General features: G+C 46.5%; 15 protein-coding genes. All 15 read left to right on the top strand.

All coding sequences use genetic code 11. The features are described from left to right. Positions 1-53 precede the first annotated feature (53 nt). The 15 genes from tnaC to AB204_RS17005 all read left to right on the top strand — a co-directional run bounded on the left by tnaC (position 54) and on the right by AB204_RS17005 (position 22,025). Positions 54-197: a tryptophanase leader peptide gene (gene tnaC / locus AB204_RS24030; protein WP_084728600.1), complete on the top strand. Its 144-nt coding sequence runs from the start codon at positions 54-56 to the stop codon at positions 195-197. Between the two features lie 108 nt (positions 198-305). Further along, entirely contained in the window at positions 306-1,709 is a 1,404-nt protein-coding gene (locus tag AB204_RS17070; protein WP_047964580.1) for a tryptophanase, read from the top strand. Positions 1,710-1,774: 65 nt separating this feature from the next. Beyond that, entirely contained in the window at positions 1,775-3,022 is a 1,248-nt protein-coding gene (locus tag AB204_RS17065) for an aromatic amino acid transporter (RefSeq protein ID WP_047964579.1), read from the top strand. Between the two features lie 549 nt (positions 3,023-3,571). Beyond that, entirely contained in the window at positions 3,572-5,002 is a 1,431-nt protein-coding gene (locus tag AB204_RS17060; RefSeq protein ID WP_047964578.1) for a gamma-aminobutyraldehyde dehydrogenase, read from the top strand. Between the two features lie 15 nt (positions 5,003-5,017). Then, positions 5,018-5,791 (top strand): nuclear transport factor 2 family protein, encoded by a 774-nt coding sequence (locus AB204_RS17055; RefSeq protein WP_047964577.1) that lies wholly within the window; start codon positions 5,018-5,020, stop codon positions 5,789-5,791. Positions 5,792-5,844: 53 nt separating this feature from the next. Further along, positions 5,845-6,600 carry a FadR/GntR family transcriptional regulator gene (locus AB204_RS17050; RefSeq protein ID WP_047964576.1) on the top strand — a complete coding sequence of 252 codons (756 nt, stop codon included), beginning with the start codon at positions 5,845-5,847 and terminating at the stop codon, positions 6,598-6,600. 35 nt (positions 6,601-6,635) lie between these two features. Next, on the top strand, positions 6,636-7,388 hold the full coding sequence (locus AB204_RS17045; RefSeq protein ID WP_047964575.1) for a cache domain-containing protein: 753 nt from the start codon (positions 6,636-6,638) through the stop codon (positions 7,386-7,388). 37 nt (positions 7,389-7,425) lie between these two features. After that, the gene (locus AB204_RS17040) at positions 7,426-8,703 is read left to right on the top strand and encodes a 4-aminobutyrate--2-oxoglutarate transaminase (protein WP_047964574.1); all 1,278 of its coding nucleotides are present in this window, start codon (positions 7,426-7,428) and stop codon (positions 8,701-8,703) included. A 103-nt stretch (positions 8,704-8,806) separates the two neighbouring features. After that, positions 8,807-9,205: a DUF805 domain-containing protein gene (locus AB204_RS17035; protein ID WP_047964573.1), complete on the top strand. Its 399-nt coding sequence runs from the start codon at positions 8,807-8,809 to the stop codon at positions 9,203-9,205. Between the two features lie 25 nt (positions 9,206-9,230). After that, positions 9,231-10,817 carry an NAD(P)/FAD-dependent oxidoreductase gene (locus tag AB204_RS17030; protein ID WP_047964572.1) on the top strand — a complete coding sequence of 529 codons (1,587 nt, stop codon included), beginning with the start codon at positions 9,231-9,233 and terminating at the stop codon, positions 10,815-10,817. A 426-nt stretch (positions 10,818-11,243) separates the two neighbouring features. Next, positions 11,244-13,097, top strand: a complete 1,854-nt coding sequence (locus AB204_RS17025; RefSeq protein WP_047964571.1) for an AAA family ATPase — start codon at positions 11,244-11,246, stop codon at positions 13,095-13,097. Next, entirely contained in the window at positions 13,097-13,726 is a 630-nt protein-coding gene (locus AB204_RS17020; RefSeq protein WP_047964570.1) for a 4Fe-4S single cluster domain-containing protein, read from the top strand. Before AB204_RS17025 ends, AB204_RS17020 begins: the two co-directional genes overlap by 1 nt. Before the next feature lie 24 nt (positions 13,727-13,750). Next, positions 13,751-20,038: a protein kinase domain-containing protein gene (locus AB204_RS17015; protein WP_047964582.1), complete on the top strand. Its 6,288-nt coding sequence runs from the start codon at positions 13,751-13,753 to the stop codon at positions 20,036-20,038. Positions 20,039-20,072: 34 nt separating this feature from the next. Next, positions 20,073-21,440 (top strand): hypothetical protein, encoded by a 1,368-nt coding sequence (locus tag AB204_RS17010; protein ID WP_047964569.1) that lies wholly within the window; start codon positions 20,073-20,075, stop codon positions 21,438-21,440. A gap of 48 nt (positions 21,441-21,488) precedes the next feature. Beyond that, positions 21,489-22,025 (top strand): cupin domain-containing protein, encoded by a 537-nt coding sequence (locus AB204_RS17005; RefSeq protein WP_084728599.1) that lies wholly within the window; start codon positions 21,489-21,491, stop codon positions 22,023-22,025. Positions 22,026-22,491: the final 466 nt, after the last annotated feature.

The following is a 22,491-nucleotide window of genomic DNA, read 5'->3' as shown; positions in this document are numbered from 1 at the left end:
AGATGTGTATAAGAGACAGTTACTAAACGGTCTTAACTGTTATATACATTTCTATGAAAAGTATACTAGTTCCAGAATGGAAGGATAAAAGTATGTACTCGTCTTATGAAGTATTAATAGTATTAAGAGGTTTCTTCAATATGAAGAAATGGTTTAATATTGATACCGAACTCGCCTTCTTTTTCCCTCAAAAATAATACCTGATTTATTTTCCTCTATTCATTTTGATTTCGCTTTTTTTGCTCATGCAAAAAGAGTCAGTAAATTTTACTTAAATTATTTAATTTCGTATTAAAGGTATTGTTATGGCTAAAAGAATCGTAGAACCGTTCCGCATTAAAATGGTAGAAAATATCCGTATTCCATCAAGGGAAGAGCGTGAGGCGGCATTAAAAGAAGCAGGTTATAACCCGTTTTTACTTCCTAGCAGTGCGGTATATATCGATTTATTAACCGATTCCGGAACAAATGCGATGAGTGACCAGCAATGGGCTGCGATGATGACTGGTGATGAAGCTTATGCGGGTTCCAGAAATTATTACGATTTAAAAGATAAGGTAAAAGAATTATTTGATTACGATTATGTTATTCCCGCTCATCAGGGACGTGGGGCAGAAAATATTCTTTTCCCGGTGTTGTTAAAAATAAAACAACAAGAAGGAAAAGCGAAACAGCCTGTTTTCATTTCAAATTTCCACTTTGATACAACCGCAGCACACGTAGAATTAAATGGTTGTAAGGCAATTAACATTGTCACTGAAAAAGCATTTGACTCTGAAAATTACTATGATTGGAAAGGTAATTTTGATGTTGAAAAATTAAAAGCCACTATTGCTGAACACGGTGGGGATAATGTGGTTGCCATTGTATCAACGGTGACTTGTAATAGTGCAGGCGGTCAGCCGGTCGCAATGAGTAATTTAAAAGAAGCATATGAAATAGCCAAACAACATAATATTTTTGTAGTCATGGATTCTGCCCGTTTCTGTGAAAACGCCTATTTTATTAAAGAGCGCGATCCTAAATATAAAAACGCAACAATCAAAGAAATTATTCTTGAGATGTACAAATATGCAGACGCATTAACCATGTCAGCGAAAAAAGATCCATTATTAAACATCGGTGGATTGGTATGTATTAAAAATGATGAAAATGTCTTTACCTTAGCAAGACAACGTTGTGTTCCTATGGAAGGATTTGTTACCTACGGTGGACTCGCTGGGCGTGATATGGCAGCAATGGTTCAAGGGTTAGAAGAAGGAACGAAGGAAGAATATCTGCATTATCGTATCGGTCAGGTGAAATATCTGGGAGATCGTCTGCGGGAAGGCGGCATTCCTATTCAGTACCCCACTGGCGGGCATGCTGTTTTTGTCGACTGTAAAAAATTAGTTCCCCATATTCCCGGTGATCAGTTCCCTGCACAGGCAGTTATTAATGCACTTTATCTGGAATCAGGTGTGCGTGCGGTAGAAATTGGATCGTTTCTTCTGGGACGTGATCCGGCAACAGGAGAACAGAAACCTTCTGCTATGGAGTTTATGCGCCTGACCATTGCTCGCCGGGTATATACCAATGACCATATGGATTATATTGCAGATGCGTTAATTGGTCTGAAAGATAAACTCCCAACCCTTAAAGGGCTTGAATTTGAATATGAGCCTCCGGTATTAAGACACTTTACGGCCAGATTAAAACCTATCAAATAACCATCATTAATAACGGCTCTCGTGCAATACGAGAGCCTTATCCTTATTCTATTAAGGAAATAACAATGAGCTATTTAATTAATAAAGAGCCCTCAATTATTGTGGGAGGTTTTGTACTGGGTGGTGCAATGATAGGGGCCGGAATGTTTAGTTTGCCGACCATAATGTCAGGTGCTTGGTTTATTAACTCTCTTTTGGTTTTATTTATTGTTTGTTTTATTATGTTTCATTCTGGGATGTATATTCTTGAATGTACATCAAAGTATGGGGCAGGAACAAATTACTTTTATATTTCAAAAGAGTTATTACCAAAGTGGGCATGTTACATAGCTAATGCATCATTGATTTTTGTGTTATATATATTAATCTATGCCTATATTTCTGCTGCTGGATCTGTTATTTATGGAGCTTCGTTACTCTATGGATACAATGTCGATCTGAAAGCGATTTTTATTATATTTTCCGTTGTTCTTGGTGCAACAATATGGTGGGGAGGAACATGTGCAAGCCGGCTTACTTCACTATTTCTTTTCATTAAAATAGTGCTTTTTGTATTGGCTTTTTCGGGCCTGTTTATACAAGCAAAAAGCTCATTACTTTTTAATTTTTCGGTAGAAGGAAGTAACCAGATAGCATTGTATCCTTTTGTTTTTATAGTTATTCCATATGCGATCACTTCATTTGGTTATCATGGTAATGTGTGTAGTTTGTATAAAATTTATAATCAAAATGAAAAAAAAGTGATAAAAAGTTGTATTATCGGATGTGTTCTGGCGTTGATCATTTATCTACTTTGGATGATCGGCACTATGGGAAATTTACCAAGAGAACAATTTATTACCATTATTAACAAAGGAGGTAACTTAGACGCGTTTATTGATTCTCTTTATACTGTGTTAAATAGCGATTATATCGAGACGTTTTTATTATGGTTTTCAATCAGTGCGGTCTTTTGCTCATTCTTAGGCGTTGCAATTGGATTATTCGATTATATATTAGCCACGCTTAATTTTAAGGATAATTCTGGCGGAAGATTGAAATCAGCACTGATTTGTTTTACTCCTCCTCTGTTGTTATGTATGTTTTTTCCAAACGGATTTTTAATTGCTATTGCGTATGCTGGTATGGCAGCTTGCATTTGGGCGATTATCTGTCCGGCAGTTATGGTATTAAAAGCCCGAAAAAAGTTTTCTGAATCTGGTTTTAAGGTATGGGGTGGTAAGGGGTTAATTTATACAGTCATTGGATTTGGTATATTCGGTATTATTTGCCAATTATTGGCCCAGTTTAATTTATTACCTATTTATCGCTGATTGATATAAGCCACAATCTGGGTGATCGTGTGTAACAAGTTGGCGGTCAGATAGTCTTGGCGGTCAGATAGTCGATAAGGTCTGCGCTTTGTTCGACAGACAAACGGCTTTCGGAGCCGCCATTATCAGGAACCAGTTTTTCCTGACTGAAGTAGTCATTTCAAATGACGGTTTATGGTGGTTTCATGAATGAGCAGGACTTGAGAAATCATCAATTCAAGGGCTTGTTTTTGAGATAACCGGAAAATTCATAACCGATAAGTCAATTTGTAACAGTGCAGTGTCATGAACCGAACTGAGTCAGCCGGTTTGTTCGTATTGTCCGCTTCGTAAAATCCGATCTGTAACTTCCGCTCCGTAAATATGAAATCCTCGATCCTCTTCACAGATTTGAATATTTTTTCCTGACAGGAACACTGAAAGTTACATGTATGTATCTAAATTGCCTCTTATTTTTACATTTTTGCTACAAATTTGACTAAAATGCAACCATTAAATATATTAAATCATAGGTTATATCTTATACATTTAATCTATCCGGAGGTAGTGATGTCAGTACCAACGCTCAGGCATTTCATTAATGGTCAGTATATTGAATCTAAAGGTTCCGAATATTTTGATCTGGTAAGTCCGGTCACTGGTAAATCCTATGCGCGTTCTCCTAACGCGACCGCGGCGGATGTTGATGATGCTTATGCATCGGCCAAAGAGGCGTTTAAAATTTGGGGACGCAGCACACCCTCGGCACGTCAGCAGGCGTTGCTAGCACTGGCTGATACGGTGGAAAAAAATGCTGAACGTCTGATTGAGTCGCAAAGCCGCAATACAGGCCAGCTCAAGCACCTGATTGCCTCTGAAGAGATTGCAACATCGGTGGATCATATCCGCTTCTTCGCTGGTGCAGCGCGCTTTTTGGAAGGCAAAGCTACAGCTGAATATCTTTCTGGTATGACTACCAGTATCCGGCGTGAACCACTGGGCGTAGTAGGGCAGGTTACCCCGTGGAACTATCCGTTGATGATGGCGGTGTGGAAGATAGCACCTGCTCTGGCAGCAGGTAACGCCGTGGTGCTTAAACCGAGCGATACTACGCCGGAGAGTACTCTGTTGCTGGCTGAACTGTCCGCTCCGTTCTTCCCTGCCGGCACCTTCAATGTGGTTTTGGGTAATGCCAGCGCGGGTGCTCTGGTAGTTTCACATAGAACGCCGGCTATGGTTTCCATCACCGGTTCCGTACGTGCAGGTTTGCAGGTTGCTTCTTCGGCAGCGGCTAATCTCACCAGAGCGCATCTGGAGCTGGGTGGCAAAGCGCCAGTCATTATTTTTGCCGATGCGGATATAGACAAAGCGGTAGAGACCATTGTTACCGCAGGGTACTTCAACGCCGGTCAGGATTGCACGGCGGCTTCACGTGTGCTGGTGCATGAATCTGTTTACGATATCTTCGTCACTAAACTGGTGGCGGCAGCTAAAGCCACCCGTTTTGGCGATCCGGAAGATAAAGAGGCGCTGTATGGGCCGCTGAATAATATTCGCCAACTGGAGCAGGTCAAAGGATTCATTGCGCGTCTGCCCGCTCATGCCCGTATTGAAGCAGGAGGTCGTCAGGCCGATCGTTCGGGATATTACTTTGAACCTACGGTGATTACCGGTCTGGAGCAGAACGATGAAATGATTCAGACCGAGATTTTTGGCCCTGTTATCACAGTGCAGAAGTTCCTGACAGAGCAGGATGCTATCGAGAAAGCTAACGATGTGAAATACGGGTTGGCTTCCAGTGTCTGGACCCGCGACCATGGCCGCACATTGCGCCTGTCTCGTGAGCTTGATTTTGGAACTGTCTGGATTAACACCCATATTCCTCTTACGGCTGAGGCACCGCATGGCGGCTTCAAGAACTCTGGGTACGGTAAAGATTTGTCGGCGTATGGTTTCGATGAATATACGCGTATCAAACACGTGATGAGTTCCAACGACTAATACAGGACACCCATAATGAATCAAAATAGATCTTCGCGCGACATGGTGTCGCGCGCGCACCACGAGCTGTTTACTGACCGTGATGTGGGGGCGCTTGAGCGTTATTTTGCGCCGAATTTCATTGGGCATTCCCCGTTGGTCAAAGATGGCCTTGCCGGTCTGCGTGAACTGGTTCAGGCACATCCTGAGCTGCACCATGAAACGTATCGCGTACTACAGGACGGAGATCTGGTTGCTATCCACGGCCGTTTTACGGGGTTAGACGATCAGCCGTTGGTCGGTTTCGATTTATACCGGGTTGCCGATGGCTTAATCGTGGAGCACTGGGATGGCTTAGTGCCGCAGTGTGCGCCCAATGCCAGTGGCCGAACTCAGTTAGACGGCCCGACTGAAACGGGCCATAGCCATGACAGAGAGAAGAACCGCGAACTGGTAGTTAACTTTTTCACGCGTACCTTAGTCGAAGGGCACTATGATGAGTTTGAAAACTACACCAATGGTGAGGCGTTTCGCCAGCACAGCCCCGATATTCCCGATGGTACAGCTGCGGTCATTGCGTTTCTTAAGCAACTCAGGGATGAAGGGCAGGGCCTGCATTATGCAAAAATCCACCGTACAGTAGCCGACGGGCAGTTTGTTCTGACCCACTCAGAGGGAAGTATTGCCGGATCACGTCACAGCTACTTTGAGCTATGGCGTGTCGAAAACGGCAAAGTGGCTGAGCTTTGGGATGCTATCTCTCCAGTACCAGAGGATGCGCAAGCGCTGCATCGCCACGGTATTTTTTAGCGTAGTTTGAAGACAGGCTGAAATCTCATGTCATTTCAATCAGGAATTAGAGAATGACGACATATTCCATCGTCTACGCACCACTCGATCAGGCTACCCGGACCGAACAGGTTGTGGAACGTTTAAGTAATGCGATCATCTCCGGGATATTACAGACCGATGAACAGCTGCCTAACGAGAACGAGCTATCGCGACTGTTGGGTGTGTCACCGGTAACGGTTCGCGACGCCCTGAACACGCTGCGCGCCAGACAGTTGATCGATACTCGACGCGGACGTTATGGCGGTAGTTTTGTGTGTCAGGTTCCCGTTGAGACAATGCGGAAATATCACCCGTTGCAGCTGATGGCTTCAGGCGAACTGGCAGATTTCAGCGAATTTCACTGTGCAGTGATCGGTCACAGTGCGAGGCTTGCGGCCCAACGTTCAACGCCGGGTGAACTGAAAAAGCTTGGGCAACTGATCGACAGCTTTGCGGCTGCGACGCAACCGGATGCTCGTATACAGGCAGATATGCGCTGTCTGTTAACTTTGGCATCTCAGGCACAGTCGGCCAGGCTTGCCAATCAGGAGCTGGAGATTCAGGTCGAATGGGCGCCTTTGATGGTGTTTCTGTACCGAGAGGCTGCCGTTCACCGCGAGGTTTCCGCCGCCTGGCATTCACTTCTGGCCTCTCTGTATAAGAGTGATGAGCTCGCCTGTTATCAGCTTGCGCAGAAGATGATTACCCGAATTACTGACCACCTGCTTGAATGCAAATTGCGTATGGATACTGACGCGCCATTCTTACGGGGATCTGATCGCGAGTAATGCGGCTGCATTCATCCCAAGAAAGGGGAAGGCATATGTACAACGACATACACGTAGAACGGGCCAGAAGCATTCTGGACGATATCTTAGTCGCGGCGCAGCAGGCCACCGCAGCTCTGGCAGATAAGGCCGCGCGTATTTTATTGGAACAGCCGTTATATCATTCGGAGGGTGTTCGTCTGGCGCGGGAGCAGCGCGGCGCATTACAAGAACATATCCACGATGTACTGCGTAACAACGCTTGGTGTAACGGGGCAGGATTTGCCAGCTATGCGGTAACGAAGACGGTTGGGGAGGAAGGCGGTTACTGGACGCTGGAGTGGTGGCGCCAGGAAGGGAATACCATTCAGTATGCGCAACTGGAACACAATCAGGAGCAGCGCAGGCGTCTGGATTTCCGGTTGTTTGAGTGGTTCCGGCAGCCAGCCAGTCGTCACCTTCCCATCATTGACGGCCCTTATGTGGATTATGTCTGCAACGGCGCTTACACAATTACAATAGCCCATCCGGTGCTTATCAATGAAGAGTTTGTCGGTGTTGCGGCGGTGGATATGCTGGTTTCGACGCTGGATCGGTTACTTCTGCCGGCTCTGGGCGCTATCGGTAAGCCAGCATTAATAATTAATGACGATGCGCGTGTCGTAACTTCAACCGTGCCGGGAGTACGTTCAGGTTCTCTATTGAAGAGCCAGGATGTTAACCGGTCGACCGGTGGGGAAGTATCGTCACTGCGTCTGGTGATCCTACCGTCATCACACACTGAATCACACAGGGCGTTTGTCTGCTGAAGCCCATTTATTCAGATTGCTGAGGAGTTTCTACTTTATGACTGAATCTATGTTAGCTAAAAGGCGCAGTGCGGCTATCGCAAAAGGCGTTGGCGTGACCACACAAGTCTATGTTGAGCGTGCGGAAAATGCTGAAATCTGGGATGTTCAGGGGCAACGCTATATTGATTTTGCCGCCGGTATTGCCGTGGTGAATACCGGTCACCGTCACCCGCGCGTCATTGCCGCAGCCAGAGAGCAGCTGGAACAGTTTACCCATACCTGTCATCAGGTTGTGCCTTATGAAAATTATGTAGCGCTAGCCGAACGACTGAACAGTCTGGTGCCGGGTAATTTTGTGAAAAAGACAGTCTTTGTTACCACCGGGGCTGAGGCAGTAGAAAATGCTGTGAAGATCGCGCGTGCCGCTACCGGACGCAGCGGTGTGGTGGCTTTCAGCGGCGCTTTTCACGGCCGTACCTTCCTCGGTATGTCATTAACCGGCAAAGTTGCTCCATACAAAATGGGATTCGGCCCGCTGGTTAGCGACGTTTACCATGTCCCATTTCCGGTAGGATTGCACGATATCAGCGTAGAGCAAACGCTGAACGCGCTGGAGGATCTCTTCAAAACCGATATCGAGCCCACGCGCGTTGCTGCCATCATCATCGAACCCGTACAGGGAGAAGGGGGTTTCTATCCTGCGCCTCCTGAACTGCTCAAATCCCTGCGAGAAATTGCTGATCGCTACGGTATTGTTCTGATTGCCGATGAGATCCAGACCGGTTTCGCGCGTACGGGCAAACTGTTTGCCATGGAACATCATGAAGTTGCGGCCGATCTGACCACGATGGCAAAAGGTCTGGCGGGAGGATTGCCACTGGCGGCTGTAACGGGGCGAGCAGAGCTGATGGACGCTGTTGTGCCGGGTGGCTTGGGGGGAACTTATGGAGGTAATCCGGTAGCGATTGCGGCTAGCCATGCGGTGCTGGATGTGATCGAAGAAGAGAAGCTGGCTGCGCGTGCGACACAGCTGGGAGAGCGGTTAAAACAATGTCTGCATGAACTACGGCCGCGTGTCCCGCAGATCGCCGACGTGCGTGGGCTTGGGCTGATGATTGCGGTGGAGTTTAAGCGTGCAGACAGTCAGGAACCCGATGCCGCTTTTACCAACGCGGTACGCCAGACAGCGCTAGAGCGTGGACTGATTCTGTTGACGTGCGGTGTACACGGCAACGTGATCCGCTTCCTTCCACCGTTGACCATACAAAATGATGTTTTTGACGAGGCACTCGACATCCTGAAATCTGTGCTGCTCGATTTGAATCGTAAATAGGGAATGACTATTCTGCCGCGTAACCGGAGGCAACTAAGGAAGGATTCACCCAAAATGCGTGTGGCGGCAGGGGTAAACCGCTGGTTCAAAAGAGAGGACAACAATGCACTGGTATTTAAATGTATTAAAAAATTATACCTGCTTCAGAGGGCGGGCCCAGCGTAAGGAGTTCTGGTATTTTGTTCTGTTTCAGATCCTGGCTGTTCTCATCATTTCTTTTCTAGAAAGGTTGTTTGCTGTTGCCAACCCCGAAATCTATATGGGGTGGTTCAGCGCTATCTATCTGCTGCTCACATTTTTGCCCGCGCTGGCGGTAAATGCCCGCCGCCTGCACGATATCAACTGTAGCGCCCGGTGGCTACTGTTACATCTTATCCCGTTTGTCGGCACTGTTATCTTACTGATTCTCGCCGCTCTGAAAGGGCAGGCGGGCAGCAATAAATACAGTTCAGAAAACCGGATTCACTCACAGGGAAATACTCCGGGCCAGACTAACGGGTAATTTCCGGTCATAAAGGAGTGCTGAAATGGCAATGAACAGAAGAGATTTTATCTCTACTGCCGCGACTCTGGCAGGGGCGGGAGTACTTTCATCCATATTTCCTACTACATCTCTGCTCGCCCGGACCTTAACTGCGGTTGATGCTCCGGTCGTCAATATTGACCAACTCCGGCCGATGCTGTTGCAGGATGCACAGCACAGAACCAGTCGGTTAGGGTTAGATCCGCGCATCTGGAGTTGGCATAGAGATGTGGGTGTTAACACTATGTCAACCAAAACCATGTCAACCAAAACTATGTCAACCAAAATCATGCCAGCCAACTACTATGAGGCTTCTCTGGCTGATTGTCCGGCTTTTGGCAGTTTTTCCAGAGACCAGAGCTGTGAGGTTGTGGTCATTGGCGGCGGGTTGCTGGGCGCTTCCACTGCGCTGCATCTTGCTGAAGCGGGCGTAGATGTGATTTTAGTTGAAAAGGATAACATTGGTTCGGGAGCTTCTGGCCGTAATGGGGGGCAGATAACCCCCGGAATTGCCCGCTGGTCGGCGGAAACCATGCTGGAAAGATTTTCACCCGATGAGGCCAAACGCTTATGGCGTTTTGCATCGGTTGAAGCGATGAATCTTGTGGATGAACTCCGCGAGCGTTACGGTTTTGAATGTGATCGCAAATATGGTCATATTACCGCAGCGATACACCCAGGCCACATGGGGCCATTGGTAGCTAATGCCGATGCCCGGCGTCAGCTGGGAGATACGGCGGTGAAGGTGATTGGGCCACACGAATTGCAGGAAGAGTATGTGCGTTCGAGTATCTATCATGGTGCCAATATCGACAGCATCGGCGGACAGGTTCAGCCTCTGGCGCTGCTACGAGGCTTGATTTATGGTTTTGCCAAACTGGGTGGACGAGTCTATGACGGCACGAAAGTGAAGGGCATCAGGCAAGATGCCGACAGCACAGTCATAGAAACTGAGCGGGGAGTTATCAGGGCGAGTAAAGCCGTAGTACTAGGGGTGCATGGCTCCACGGGTGAGTTCATCTCCGGCCCTTCCACTACAGTTCCTTTTTTCACCTATGTGGCGGTAACTCCGCCGTTGCCGGTGGATAGCAAAGAGTTGATCCCGTCAGATTTGCCGATCTACGATACACAGTTACAGATAGACTATTATCGCGCGGTGCGCGACAACCGCCTGCTGTTCGGTGGACAGGGCACTGGTAATTCTTGGTCACCGCGCGATGTGAACAACTATTTGCTTGATCGCATCAGAACCGTGTTCCCGCATCTGGAAAAGCCCGAACTGGAATACTCCTGGGGCGGAATTAGCGATCTGACCTTGAACGGCGCCACCGATGCCCGTAAAAGTGGTAACAACGTCCCTGTATATATGGTGCATGGCTGGAGCGGTCATGGAGTGGCGCAGACGGTGCGCATTGGTAAAGCCATCAGCGACGATCTCACCGGACTCAACCACGACTTTACCATGCTTACCCGCATCGACCACGCGAGTATTCCGCTGGGGTCCTATCTCTCTCCGGTGGCTATTCCATTGATTAAAGGCGCTCTGGGAGTGATAAGTACACTTAATCCGACAGATATAGTTTCGTTCTGAGTGGCAGGCTTCCTATACCAGATGATTTGCACTGAAGATACAAGGGGAAGTGCATAATATTCTGGTATGGGACATCCAAACACCGAACTACCAAAAAACAAAAAATTTCACATGCTGCACGGTGGAAGTGTGAGAATAGCTCTCTCTGCCAGAATAAATGTTCTCCATTAGGAATACAGATAGGACAATGGAAAGACATTATCATGAGAAAGGGGGATTCGGATTTTTTCAGTCTGACGGGTTTGTTAGCATCGCTTGGCAGACAAAAATACGAGGAATATGCCGAAACGTGCTGTCCGGCAAGATAACGTTCTTAAATACTTACCTGTTTGAATCACGAATCTGGCGTTTTTCCTGCTTTGTTTTTATCTGAATACGGTAAACTGATTCATTATTTTTATATGATAAGAGAAAAGAAGGAATTTCATGGAAAAGACCTTCCAGAAAGCGCGCTGGTTACGGGATTTACAACGTTTTTTACCTCTGAAAAGTCAGTTTGTTTTGTCCGGTAACGTCAGGGATCTGCAATCGTATGAAATCGCGCCGGAAATTATCACACCACTGGCATTGAATCAGGCTCTGCAAAATACGTTATTTGATATGGGTTATGTGCATATCATGACGTTTAATCCGCTTTCCGGATTTACCTTAATCAATCATCCGTCTCAGTCACAAGTACAAGGGCAAACATTATTACAACGGCTGGGGCTGTCGATGAATGCCAACCGTATTCCCGGTGGTATCGATCTGCTAAATAGCGTATTGGAGAAATGGGTAGAATACCCGGACGAACCGATAGCATTATGTGTGGATTTTGCTTCCTGCCTGATCTCCCAGCGTGAAAATCTCTCTGCGATTGAGCACCATTTGTTTACCCGCGCCTTAATTCTTTCTCATCAGGCAAAAGCTCGTCCGGCAGGGGCACAACGCCAGCCATTTTTTAATACTATTTTTTGGATAGTTGAAAAAGAGACCGATTTACCGGACTGGTTTCTGATTAATAATCCCCGAATCCGCCACATTCCGGTTGCCAAACCTGACGGACAGATGCGCCGGGCACTGGCACCGACTTTATTGCGTTCTCTACCGGACTTTGAATCGGTGGCGGATGATGAACATACCGCTTTACTAAATGATTTTATTGATGAAACCGAAGGGCTGTTACTGCTAGATTTAACCGCGATCGTACAGCTTGCCCGTCTTGAGAACGTCCCGGTCACGCGTATCAGTGATGCGGTCAGGCGGTATAAAGTCGGTATTACAGAAGATCCGTGGCAAAAGATTGATAAGGATAAAATCCGCAATGCCTATGACATCATACAACGGCGTGTAAAAGGGCAGTATCACGCTGTCACACATTTGCTGGACATTATTAAGCGGGCGGTAACCGGTGTCGGCAGCAATAAAAGCGGGCGTCCTCGTGGTGTATTGTTTCTCGCCGGTCCTACTGGTGTCGGTAAAACAGAGCTGGCAAAAACCGTTACTCAGTTGTTGTTTGGTGATGAAAGTGCTTATATCCGTTTTGATATGTCAGAATTCAGTGCCGAACATGCCGATCAGCGTCTTATCGGTGCGCCTCCCGGCTACGTGGGCTATAACACAGGAGGAGAACTGACTAACGCCATCCGCGAAAAACCGTTCAGTGTTGTGTTGTTTGATGAAATTGAAAAAGCCCATCCGCAACTGATGGATAAGTTTTTGCAGATTATTGATGATGGCGTGTTGACGTCCGGTCGCGGTGATCGTGTCTATTTTTCAGAATCATTGATTATTTTTACCTCGAACCTCGGTATTTATCGACTGAATAATGAAGGAGAGCGGGTCGCTAATATAACTCCGGATGAGCCGTTTGAAACCGTACAACAGAATGTGAAACGGGAAATTGAACGCCATTTCAAACTGGTATTGAACCGCCCGGAATTATTCAACCGTATCGGCGAAAATATCATTGTATTTGATTTTATCCGGCCGGAAGTGGCAGAGCAGATTTTCAGTCAAATGGTGGATAATATTCTGCGCGGGCTGGAAAAACAGGCGCTAACTATCACGATAGCAGATAAGGCAATGATAACCCTAAAATCCCGTTGCCTTGCGGATTTATCCAACGGCGGACGAGGCATCCGTAATCAGCTCGAAATTCATCTTATCAACCCGTTATCACGGGCTGTTTTTGAACAGAATGCCCAGCCAAACGACGCTTTTTGTATCACCCATATCGCATTAGGCGAAACAGGCGAAATGACAACGGTGCAACTGACGCGGGTCACGGAGTCAATCTGATGGAGATTAGCCTGTCGCGTCTGCATTTCCCCGTGACCTCTCTGGGGCCGGGAAAACGTATCGGGATCTGGACACAAGGATGCAGTATTCGTTGTAAGGGATGTATGTCACCTGACACATGGCGACCGACACAACAACGTATTGCCGTCAGTACCCTGATAACACAGCTCACATCCTGGCTGGCAGAGGCAGAGGGTATCACTATTTCCGGTGGTGAGCCTTTTGACCAGCCGGACGCACTTTATATCTTGTTAAACATGTTACGTGATCATTTTTCCGGTGACATTCTGATTTTCAGCGGATACGAATACAGCGTGTTAAAAATAAAGTTACAGACAATGGAAGGTTTAATTGATGCGTTAGTATCCGGTCCGTATCAGCAAGAAGCGACACAGAATTTGCGTTTACGTGGCAGCGACAATCAGGAACTTCATCTTTTGACTCCGTTGGGCAGGCAGCGTTATCACACTTATCATCTGCCGCTGAACGAAACGGACAAAGTTCTGGATCTCGCTTTGGATGCACAAGGCAGGGTGTTTATTGCTGGTATTCCGGGAAAGGGCGACATGGAACGGTTCAGAGATCTGCTTATGCAAGGGGATCATCAGGTAACACAGATAAAAAAATAGAATAGCAACAGGTATGTAATGTTTATGATGCGTTTTTGCCCCCATTGTCAGACAGAGCGGCCACTGACTGAAATTTTCTGTGAAGGTCATATCAGCACACAACCGTGCGGATGGGATTTATCTGCCGAACCTATCCATAAATCAGGCTGGCGTCCGCAACCGCCAAACAGCACACCAACGGTAGAATCTGCAGATGCAGTGCTGCAGGAACATATTTATGTTTGTGTGAACGGTCATCCGATGGAAGAAGGTGATCTGATTTGTCTGCAATGTGGTGAAGATGCCGCCGGATTTTCTGCGGAAAACCCAGTTATTCAGGACACAACATTTTCACCGACAGAACCAGAACCAGCACCAGCAGAACCGACATCTATCGGAGACTGGCTGACGGGTGAACAAATCAATAGCAGTGATAGTCCGCGTGAGCGCTATAGTGTGACCCATCGGGAAACGGGCCAACAGGGGATTTTAACGCTTTATCAGTTGGGTGAAGAACCCGATCCGTCTGTCTATGATGTACTCCGGCTTTTGCCGAAAAGTCACGTACCGGAGTTGCTGGACATTGGTCGTCAATATGGCAGACCGTGGCATGTGACAGAACCTATTTCCGGAGGTTCATTAGAGGTATTTATTTCCCGGGGCGACTATTGGCAACCGGAAGAAATTCCTCAGCTTATCCGGGAAATGGGGCAGGCATTGGCCGCCTTTGCAGAGCATGGTTTACGCCACCGCGATCTGAGGCCTTCCCATCTTATGATCCGTCAGCGCTCGCTACTGGATATTGTGATCATCGAGTTTGGTTCTGCCTGTCTGTCGGAGTTCGACCTTGATATCGTCTCACCGCTGGATATCAGCCGCTATAGTGCACCGGAAACCTTAGCCGGAGGAGTGTCCGCTGCTTCTGACTGGTGGAGTCTGGGTATTATTTTGCTGGAACAGCTCACCCGGGGCCGCTGTTTTGAGCAGGTTCACACCAATGCGTTTTTGATTCAGGTGATGACTCACGGTGTCGCCATTCCGGATGATTTGGATGAAAATATCTGCATTCTGCTGCGTGGATTATTAACCCGCGACCGCACACAGCGTTGGCAATGGCCGGAGGTATCAGCATGGCTGGACGGACGACCGATAGCTGCGCCGGTTGAGGCAAATCAGCCGCAGCCACGGCATGAGCGACAGATTACTCTTGCCGGGCAGGTATATAGTCAACCAACACAATTCGCTCTGAAAGCTGCAGAAACCGCTCAATGGGATGACGCTTTGTTCTTATTATTGCGCGGGGAGCTTTTCTCATGGCTTGCCGGAATGAGTCACTATGAATCAATCCACCCGCAATTGCGTCTTTTTACCGATATGCCGGAGATTGATGACAATCTGCGCCTGATGCTGACCTTAAAGGTGTTGAATCCGGATATGCCGTTTATTTACCGCGGTGAGATCATCACACCTTCCTGGTTATTAGAGCATACGGATATCAGTTACAGTTTGATTAATGATCCGCTGGCACAACTGTTACGGCAAATCGACTCTGAGCACTGGCTGGTGCAACTTTATTATCGTCAGCAGCAGATCCGCAGGCGGGCAGAGGCGCTGGAAATCACCCTGAATGAAAATATACTCAGAATTTATCTGCTGATTACCTCTCATAGTCAGCTTATTGCCCGCTGGCAGGCGCATCATCAGTTGTTTCCTGATACACATCACAGCGGTTTACGGACACTGATTGACAGACAGAATCTACAGGACGAAGACCTTATCCTATTGCTGAGTGCCGATATCGGACAGTTCATTGCATACCAGACATTACTGGATCAGGCGGTTAAACTGGCGAAACGCTATCGTATCAGCACATTTGAGCGCACGCAGGCAGAAGCGCTATTGCAGTTACCCCGTCTTACACTGTATCAGCAGTTAAGGGAGCGGATCGGTGATTTTTGCCGGTGCGGAATCGCAGATATTGATGAATGGACAGAACAATTTTTACTGACACAACGTCTGCCGCTTGAACAGGTCATTGTGATGCTGGCGATTGCTGCAGAACAATGGGTCATACCGGAAAAGCAGCGCTATGTTCAGCAGGTCATGCAGTTTTTTACCCGGAAAATCACCGCAAATACGCAGCGGGGTTCTTTAGTTCGTATGCGCCTGACCCCATCGGCAGGCCGGGTTGATCTGACTGAAATGAATAGTGTTCGGAAAAGTGCGCAGGATTTGTTACAGCATTTAATTAACCGGCCGAAAAATGCTATTGCAATTGATAGCCAGACTTTATTGCAAATGCCCAAAGTTAACGACAGGCTGCGGGTATTGCAGGTGAAAACCGAACTATACCAGCGCGATACTGGCATAAATGGCATGTATCTGGGATTTCCGTTCCTGCTCATTCATACCCAGCCTTCACAGATGAAGCCCCGTATCGCACCTCTGTTTCTTTGGCCGGTTAATCTGGTCATGAATGCCGGACTGCGGGGTGTTGCCCGTTTGCAGTTTGATAATGAGCGTGGGGCGGTGAGACTCAATCCGGCATTGACCAGTCTGAATGGTATTCCGCCGATAAAAGAGTGGCAGGCGATTTTGGATCAGCTTCTCGGGCATGCCGGACTGACGGTTGATGGTGTGATGGAAAAGCTCTCTGCCGTCATGCCAGTGACAGTCAGGAATTTATCTGCATTACCATCAGATCCGGAAATCGAAGAAAACAGTGCATCGTTGTGTTGTTCAGCGGTACTTTTTCACACGTCCTTTATCGGACAGGCTATCGGCGAAGATCTGCAACAAATCGCCGGGTTACCGATTGAAAATACCGCACTGGAAAAAGCATTGGGACTGGCGGAGCCCGAAACGTCAGAACCTCGTCCGTTAAAAGCAGAAGAACGCTATTTTGTCAGTGCGACGGATCCTTCACAGGAAATAGTAGTGGCGGCGGCACGGCAAAACAGGGGATTGTTAATTGAAGGACCGCCGGGAACCGGTAAAAGTCAGACTATTGTTAATCTGATTGCGGATACTATCGGACAGCAGAAAACAGCACTGGTGATTTGCCAGAAACCAGCGGCACTGGAAGTGGTGTATAAACGTCTGATAGCTTGTGGGCTGATGAACCGTATTGTGCTTGTACATCAGGCGCAGAAAGGGCGTGATATTATTCAGTCGGTACGCTCACAGATTGATGATCTGTTTATTCACGAGAAAAACGGTGATCAGACGACAAACTGGGTACGTAAGCGCTGTATTGCTGCCCAGCGCATGGACAAATATGAAACGCAGCTGGATAACTATTACAACGGGTTATATCAGTATCATGAAACGGCAGGACTCTCTTATCGCCAACTGATGGCCTCCCTGATTGCATTGCGTGATAAGGCAGAAATCGGTCTCGATTTACCACAATTACAGTCGTTATTCCGTTCACCGGACACAGCTGAAACAGTCAGAATCATTGATGATATCGTTCAGGTCGTCCCTCTATGGCTGGCTGCTGATTATGAGGGTAGTCCGCTCTTACAATTGCGCTCTTTCTCTGCGGATGACGACAGTTGTCAGCAGTTTAACCGGGATTTTGCCGGATTTATGCAGGCTGAAACAGTACGGGAACAAACTCTGACACAGCCTTATACACAAATCACCATCGAAACACTGACTCACCATCAGGCTGCTTTGGCCGCCTGTAAAACGGCATTTAGCTCATTACCTTCGCTGACGTGGCAGCAATTCGCCCGTTGGTTGCCGTTGTTCTGCAATGAAAAAGGGCAACAGCCACGTGGTCAGCAGATTATCAGCCAACTGGAAGCACTGATTACGCAGTTACAGCAGGTAGATACCTCGTTGTGTGATCCGCGCTTATTTCATCTTCTGGCAGATTGTGAAAATCCGGTACTGGCACAACTGTCACAGGCATTAAAAGAGAAACAACGTACATCATTCTGGTTTTATCTGAATCCGTTTTATTATGCCCGTCAACGCAAACTTAATGCGTTTACTGTTGCTCATGGCATCAGCAATAATCCGGCACAATACACCGAATTTTCTCATTCGATCAGTGTTGAACAGATTGTGCGCCTTATCCGTAATGAACTGAATCAGTTACATCAACAACTTGAATTAGATACATTTTCTGACTTTGATGCCTTTTTATTACTTCAGGCGTTGGAAAATACAACAGACAATCTTCGCCGGATTGCTAATCTGGCACAGCTTGTGGTTGATTATCCGCAGCCGGCTCATTTATTTAGCGCGATACGTGACCATCAGCAGGCCGGTTTTTCACAGCAATGTCTTGAAATTGAGGCAGCGATTACACGTGCTCAGGCACAAGAAAAAAGTCATGACGCTCTCAACATGTTGACTCCGTATCTGACCACTCAGACACAACAGCGTTTTGCCGGAGCGATTAAACATCAGACATCTCTTAATCATGATCTGGCAACGATAGAAGCAGCACTACCGACATTAAAACCTTATCTCCAGTTCAGTGCACTTTCTGTAGATTTCGGTGAAATTCACTGGGAGATTTTGGCACTATTGCGTCCTAATGCAGACGAACTCTCCCGATTGAGTGACACAGCATTACGTCAAACAATTGAGAAAACACTGAAATACTATTACTACCTGGCGTTGAAAGCGTTGTTTGAAAGTCAGTTCCCCGCGTTATCCGCAGAACAGGACGCACTGGATTACAATACTCAGCAATTGGAAAACACACTGGCGGATTTGCAGACACTGAACCGTGACGCATTCAATAAGGGATTAGAATACCGGCAAATCAGCCCACGGAGAGCGTGGGAAGAGATTACCCGTTTAACAGGAAAACGAGCCAGAAGGTTGCGGGAATTTATCGAAGAGGGAGAAGCGTTCGGTTTGATGCGTCTGCGTCCGGTATGGATGATGACACCGGATGTTGCCAGTCAGATTTTACCGCTCAAACCCGGTTTTTTTGATACGGTCATTTATGATGAAGCTTCTCAGATGCCGGTAGAATATGCTTTACCGACGCTGTATCGCGGTAAGCAGATGATTGTCAGCGGTGATGAGAAGCAGATGCCGCCTTCCAGTTTTTTTGCCGGTTCGGTCAACAATGAGGATGACGACGAAGAAAACGACTCACCGGAACAGCAACAGGAAGAATCGCACAGCGAATGGGATTATCGCCAAATCGGTGAGTGTCCTGATTTGCTGCATCTGGCGCGAATGGTATTATCGGTTTATACGCTCGATATTCACTATCGTTCTGCTTACCGTGATCTGATTAATTTTTCAAACCATGCGTTTTACGAAAAACGCCTGAATATTCCGTCACAGCACTCAGAAAAAGTGCTCAGTAAGATAAAACCGCTGTCACTGGAGATGATCAACGGAACGTACAGCAATCAGACTAACCCCGACGAGGCGGAAGCCATTGTGACACGTCTGGCTGAAATATGGCAGGCTCCGTTTGAAAACCGTCCGTCTGTCGGTATTGTCACCTTTAACCAGAAGCAATCACAGTTAATCCATCACCTACTGATTGAGCGTACTGAAACAGATACGGATTTTTGTCAGGCTTATATGCAGGAAATACATCGGCGGGAACAGGGTGAGGATATGTCGTTGTTTGTGAAAAACGTTGAGAACGTACAGGGTGATGAACGGGATGTGATTTTATTTTCCACAACGTTCGGGCGTAACAAACAAGGTACGTTTCGGCGTAATTTTGGTGTGTTAGGACAGACAGGCGGAGAGCGGAGGCTCAATGTGGCAATTACCCGTGCCAGAAAACAGGTAGTTATCTTCTCATCTATGCCGCTGGATGAAATATCTGACTGGCTTTCAACCTATCGCAAGCCTGAAATTCCCCGAGATTTCTTACAAGGGTATCTGACGTTTGCCCATAACCTGACCATCGGACAAAGCGAGCATAATCAGGGATTACTCAACAGAATGTGCCGCACAGATACTGGCCTGAGTGATAACAACCAAACTCATGATGGTCTTAGTGACAGCTTTGTGCAATCCGTGGTGAATTTCGTGCAACAATTCATGCAACAACAAGGATGGCAGATAGCCAAAGTTCAGCAGGCCGGGGTTTTCTATTTTGATTGCATTATTGAAGATAAACACAGCGGGCGATATATCATCGGGCTGGAATGTGATATGCCGCACCATCCGTTATTACAACAGGCAAGGGCGCGGGAAATATGGCGGGCATCTGTGTTAAAGCACGTGGTTACGGCCCGTTACCGGATTTCTGTCACGGAATGGTTTCATCAGCCGGATATCGCACAGCAGAAACTGGTTGCTGCGATTACACAAGCCTTCTCAACGCATAACTTATAAGCATTGTTTATAGGTATTATTTATAGGTATTGTTATGAGTTCATCCTTACATACGATCAGAATCAGAAGACAACATTTCATTGCATGCCAACGTGCACATGCCAGATTAAAGCAGTTTTATCAACGCTTGCAGCATATTAGTCAGAAGCTTTCCGATGCGGATGAAACACGGAATCCACTGTTCTCACAGCAGCTTCAGGCAATAAATATTCGCATGGAGCAGGGAGCCATTTCTATGTCACCGAATGAAATGGATACTTTGCAACGCCGTATTGAGAAATTTACGCAGGATATTCAGGATGAGATACTGCTGCTTCAGGCAGAATTGCTGGAAGAACAAGCCGAAGAAGCACGAAAACGCCATCATCGCAGCAAAAATCTGACGCTCTTAGCCGGGCTTCTTAAAGATAAGCTGCCGACTAATCATCCGTTGAATACCGCATCAGTTCAGTCATTACAGAATGACACTGACCCACAAAGCGCTTTACTTTATCAGGCGTTAGAACTGGCGGCCAAAGAGCAATCGGGTCTGACAGAAGATCAATCGGCACTATTATCCTCACTGCTGACTGAACAAGGTGCAGATCTGCCGCGTGACTGGCAAGCACCAGATCCGGAAACGGCCGTTCAGTTCGGACAGATAGAAGCGATGATAATCAAACTGGGCATTCTTGATAACCAATTGGATCTCACGTCATATCAGACACAGTATCAAACCGTTTTATCACTGAAAGATGAAGCACAAAGACAGCTAAAAACAGACTCGCTGATTTTTGAACTGGCAGCGCAGATTCGTCAGGAACAGCATCTACAGGATCTTCGTACCCAGCTGGTTGTGGCAATCGCTGAGTTGGAAAGTCTGGAGGATGAAGAGGCAATAACCATTGCCCGTGAAGCTGGTAGCGTGGCCCAGCAAGGTTCGCTTTCCGAGATAACAACCCGTCTGGAACTTGTTAACGACGCGATTATCCGGATAGAACGACGTATTATCGCAGCTGAACGCCGCAATGTTGTGCTGGAAGGATTGCGTGAGCTAGGTTATCAGGTAAATGAAAATGCAGTTAATGCGTGGTTGGCTGACGGGCAGGTGGTAATTTCTCATCCTTCAACGCCGGATTATGGATTAGAGCTTGGGGCTGGTGGTGAAGAGAGTGCCCGTTTTCAGGTCAGGACCGTGGCATTCTCAGAAGAAAGAGATACCACGCGTGATAGAGATATTGATGCTATCTGGTGCCATCAACACCATCAGTTACAGGAAAATCTGGCAAAATCTGATGCAGAACTGACGATTGATAGGGCATTACCTCCCGGCAGTGGCAAGATGAAAGTCAGAGAGCGGAGTGATGCTGTCCGGCAGAAACGTGTGGTAAGCCATAATAAAACGCAGATGCGTAAGGGGTAAGCTAATGAGCTAAAAGTACTGTCGCTACGTCAATATAGAACCCGCTATATGAAAAATAACTGGTTACCAATTGGAGAAAGAACAGTGATAGACGAGAAGGCAAAGAATAATTTTATAATCAAAAATATAAATGAAGTTGAACTGGATAATTTTGAACGTTCTCCATTTTACGCATCTCGTGGAGCCTCTCTGACCGATAGCACTCCGGCTTGCAAGCTTGGTGCTTCTGTTGACTGCGTTCCTCTCGGAAAACGCGCAGTACCGTATCATTTCCATCATTCCCAAGAAGAGATGTTCATTATTATGAATGGATCTGGAACATTCCGTATCGCTGATAACATGATACCTATCAAAGAGGGTGATGTTATCTGTATACCTCCGGGAGATAAATACCCACACCAAATTATTAATACGTCTGATGAAATGCTACGTTATATTTCTATAAGTACAATGGAAAGTCCTGAAATATGTGAATATCCTGATTCAAATAAATATTTAGCCAAATCGACGATCAATGGAATTAAAAAATTAAGTGCCATAAACTTTCTGAGCGAGGATGTTGATTATTGGGAAAACGAGCCATAAAAAATCCGCAGTTGTAAATTGAAGAATCCCCAAAAAATACAAAGGCTAAAGGTTGTTTTCTCAACGAGTATTACTGACAAAGCAACCGCATAAGCCAAGTTGTATAGCAGACAGCTACATCAACAAACGACAAACTTTAGAATCTAAAACCATAAAGATAACATTTGACAATCATTATCATTAAAGATCAAATTCTATTTTTTTATTTCACTATGTTATGTTTTATTTAATATCCTTTGAATTTCTAAGTGAAATGAATTTTTTATGATTTGATTTAATATGGCTCTTATGTAAGATGCATTTAGCGAGTGTTAGCTCGTGATCTTCGAATAACCTAATTAATAAAAATCAATTTTTATATATTATGGAGGCTATATGAATAGTTCTATAAAAGCAGGTGTTCGCCCTGATGCATTAAAATCAGGCGTTCGTCCTGATGCTATTATTTAGTAGATCAATAATTAGT

It is taken from the genome of Xenorhabdus khoisanae (assembly GCF_001037465.1).
GTDB lineage: Bacteria > Pseudomonadota > Gammaproteobacteria > Enterobacterales > Enterobacteriaceae > Xenorhabdus > Xenorhabdus khoisanae.
Note: the sequence above shows the minus strand (reverse complement) of the source record. Positions and strands in the feature narration are given on the sequence as shown.

What these genes read in the sequence shown, in the direction of transcription:
- tnaC (WP_084728600.1), top strand. Translation starts at nt 54, where the DNA reads ATGAAAAGTATACTAGTTCCAGAATGGAAGGATAAAAGTATGTACTCG.
- AB204_RS17070 (WP_047964580.1), top strand. Translation starts at nt 306, where the DNA reads ATGGCTAAAAGAATCGTAGAACCGTTCCGCATTAAAATGGTAGAAAAT.
- AB204_RS17065 (WP_047964579.1), top strand. Translation starts at nt 1,775, where the DNA reads ATGAGCTATTTAATTAATAAAGAGCCCTCAATTATTGTGGGAGGTTTT.
- AB204_RS17060 (WP_047964578.1), top strand. Translation starts at nt 3,572, where the DNA reads ATGTCAGTACCAACGCTCAGGCATTTCATTAATGGTCAGTATATTGAA.
- AB204_RS17055 (WP_047964577.1), top strand. Translation starts at nt 5,018, where the DNA reads ATGAATCAAAATAGATCTTCGCGCGACATGGTGTCGCGCGCGCACCAC.
- AB204_RS17050 (WP_047964576.1), top strand. Translation starts at nt 5,845, where the DNA reads ATGACGACATATTCCATCGTCTACGCACCACTCGATCAGGCTACCCGG.
- AB204_RS17045 (WP_047964575.1), top strand. Translation starts at nt 6,636, where the DNA reads ATGTACAACGACATACACGTAGAACGGGCCAGAAGCATTCTGGACGAT.
- AB204_RS17040 (WP_047964574.1), top strand. Translation starts at nt 7,426, where the DNA reads ATGACTGAATCTATGTTAGCTAAAAGGCGCAGTGCGGCTATCGCAAAA.
- AB204_RS17035 (WP_047964573.1), top strand. Translation starts at nt 8,807, where the DNA reads ATGCACTGGTATTTAAATGTATTAAAAAATTATACCTGCTTCAGAGGG.
- AB204_RS17030 (WP_047964572.1), top strand. Translation starts at nt 9,231, where the DNA reads ATGGCAATGAACAGAAGAGATTTTATCTCTACTGCCGCGACTCTGGCA.
- AB204_RS17025 (WP_047964571.1), top strand. Translation starts at nt 11,244, where the DNA reads ATGGAAAAGACCTTCCAGAAAGCGCGCTGGTTACGGGATTTACAACGT.
- AB204_RS17020 (WP_047964570.1), top strand. Translation starts at nt 13,097, where the DNA reads ATGGAGATTAGCCTGTCGCGTCTGCATTTCCCCGTGACCTCTCTGGGG.
- AB204_RS17015 (WP_047964582.1), top strand. Translation starts at nt 13,751, where the DNA reads ATGATGCGTTTTTGCCCCCATTGTCAGACAGAGCGGCCACTGACTGAA.
- AB204_RS17010 (WP_047964569.1), top strand. Translation starts at nt 20,073, where the DNA reads ATGAGTTCATCCTTACATACGATCAGAATCAGAAGACAACATTTCATT.
- AB204_RS17005 (WP_084728599.1), top strand. Translation starts at nt 21,489, where the DNA reads ATGAAAAATAACTGGTTACCAATTGGAGAAAGAACAGTGATAGACGAG.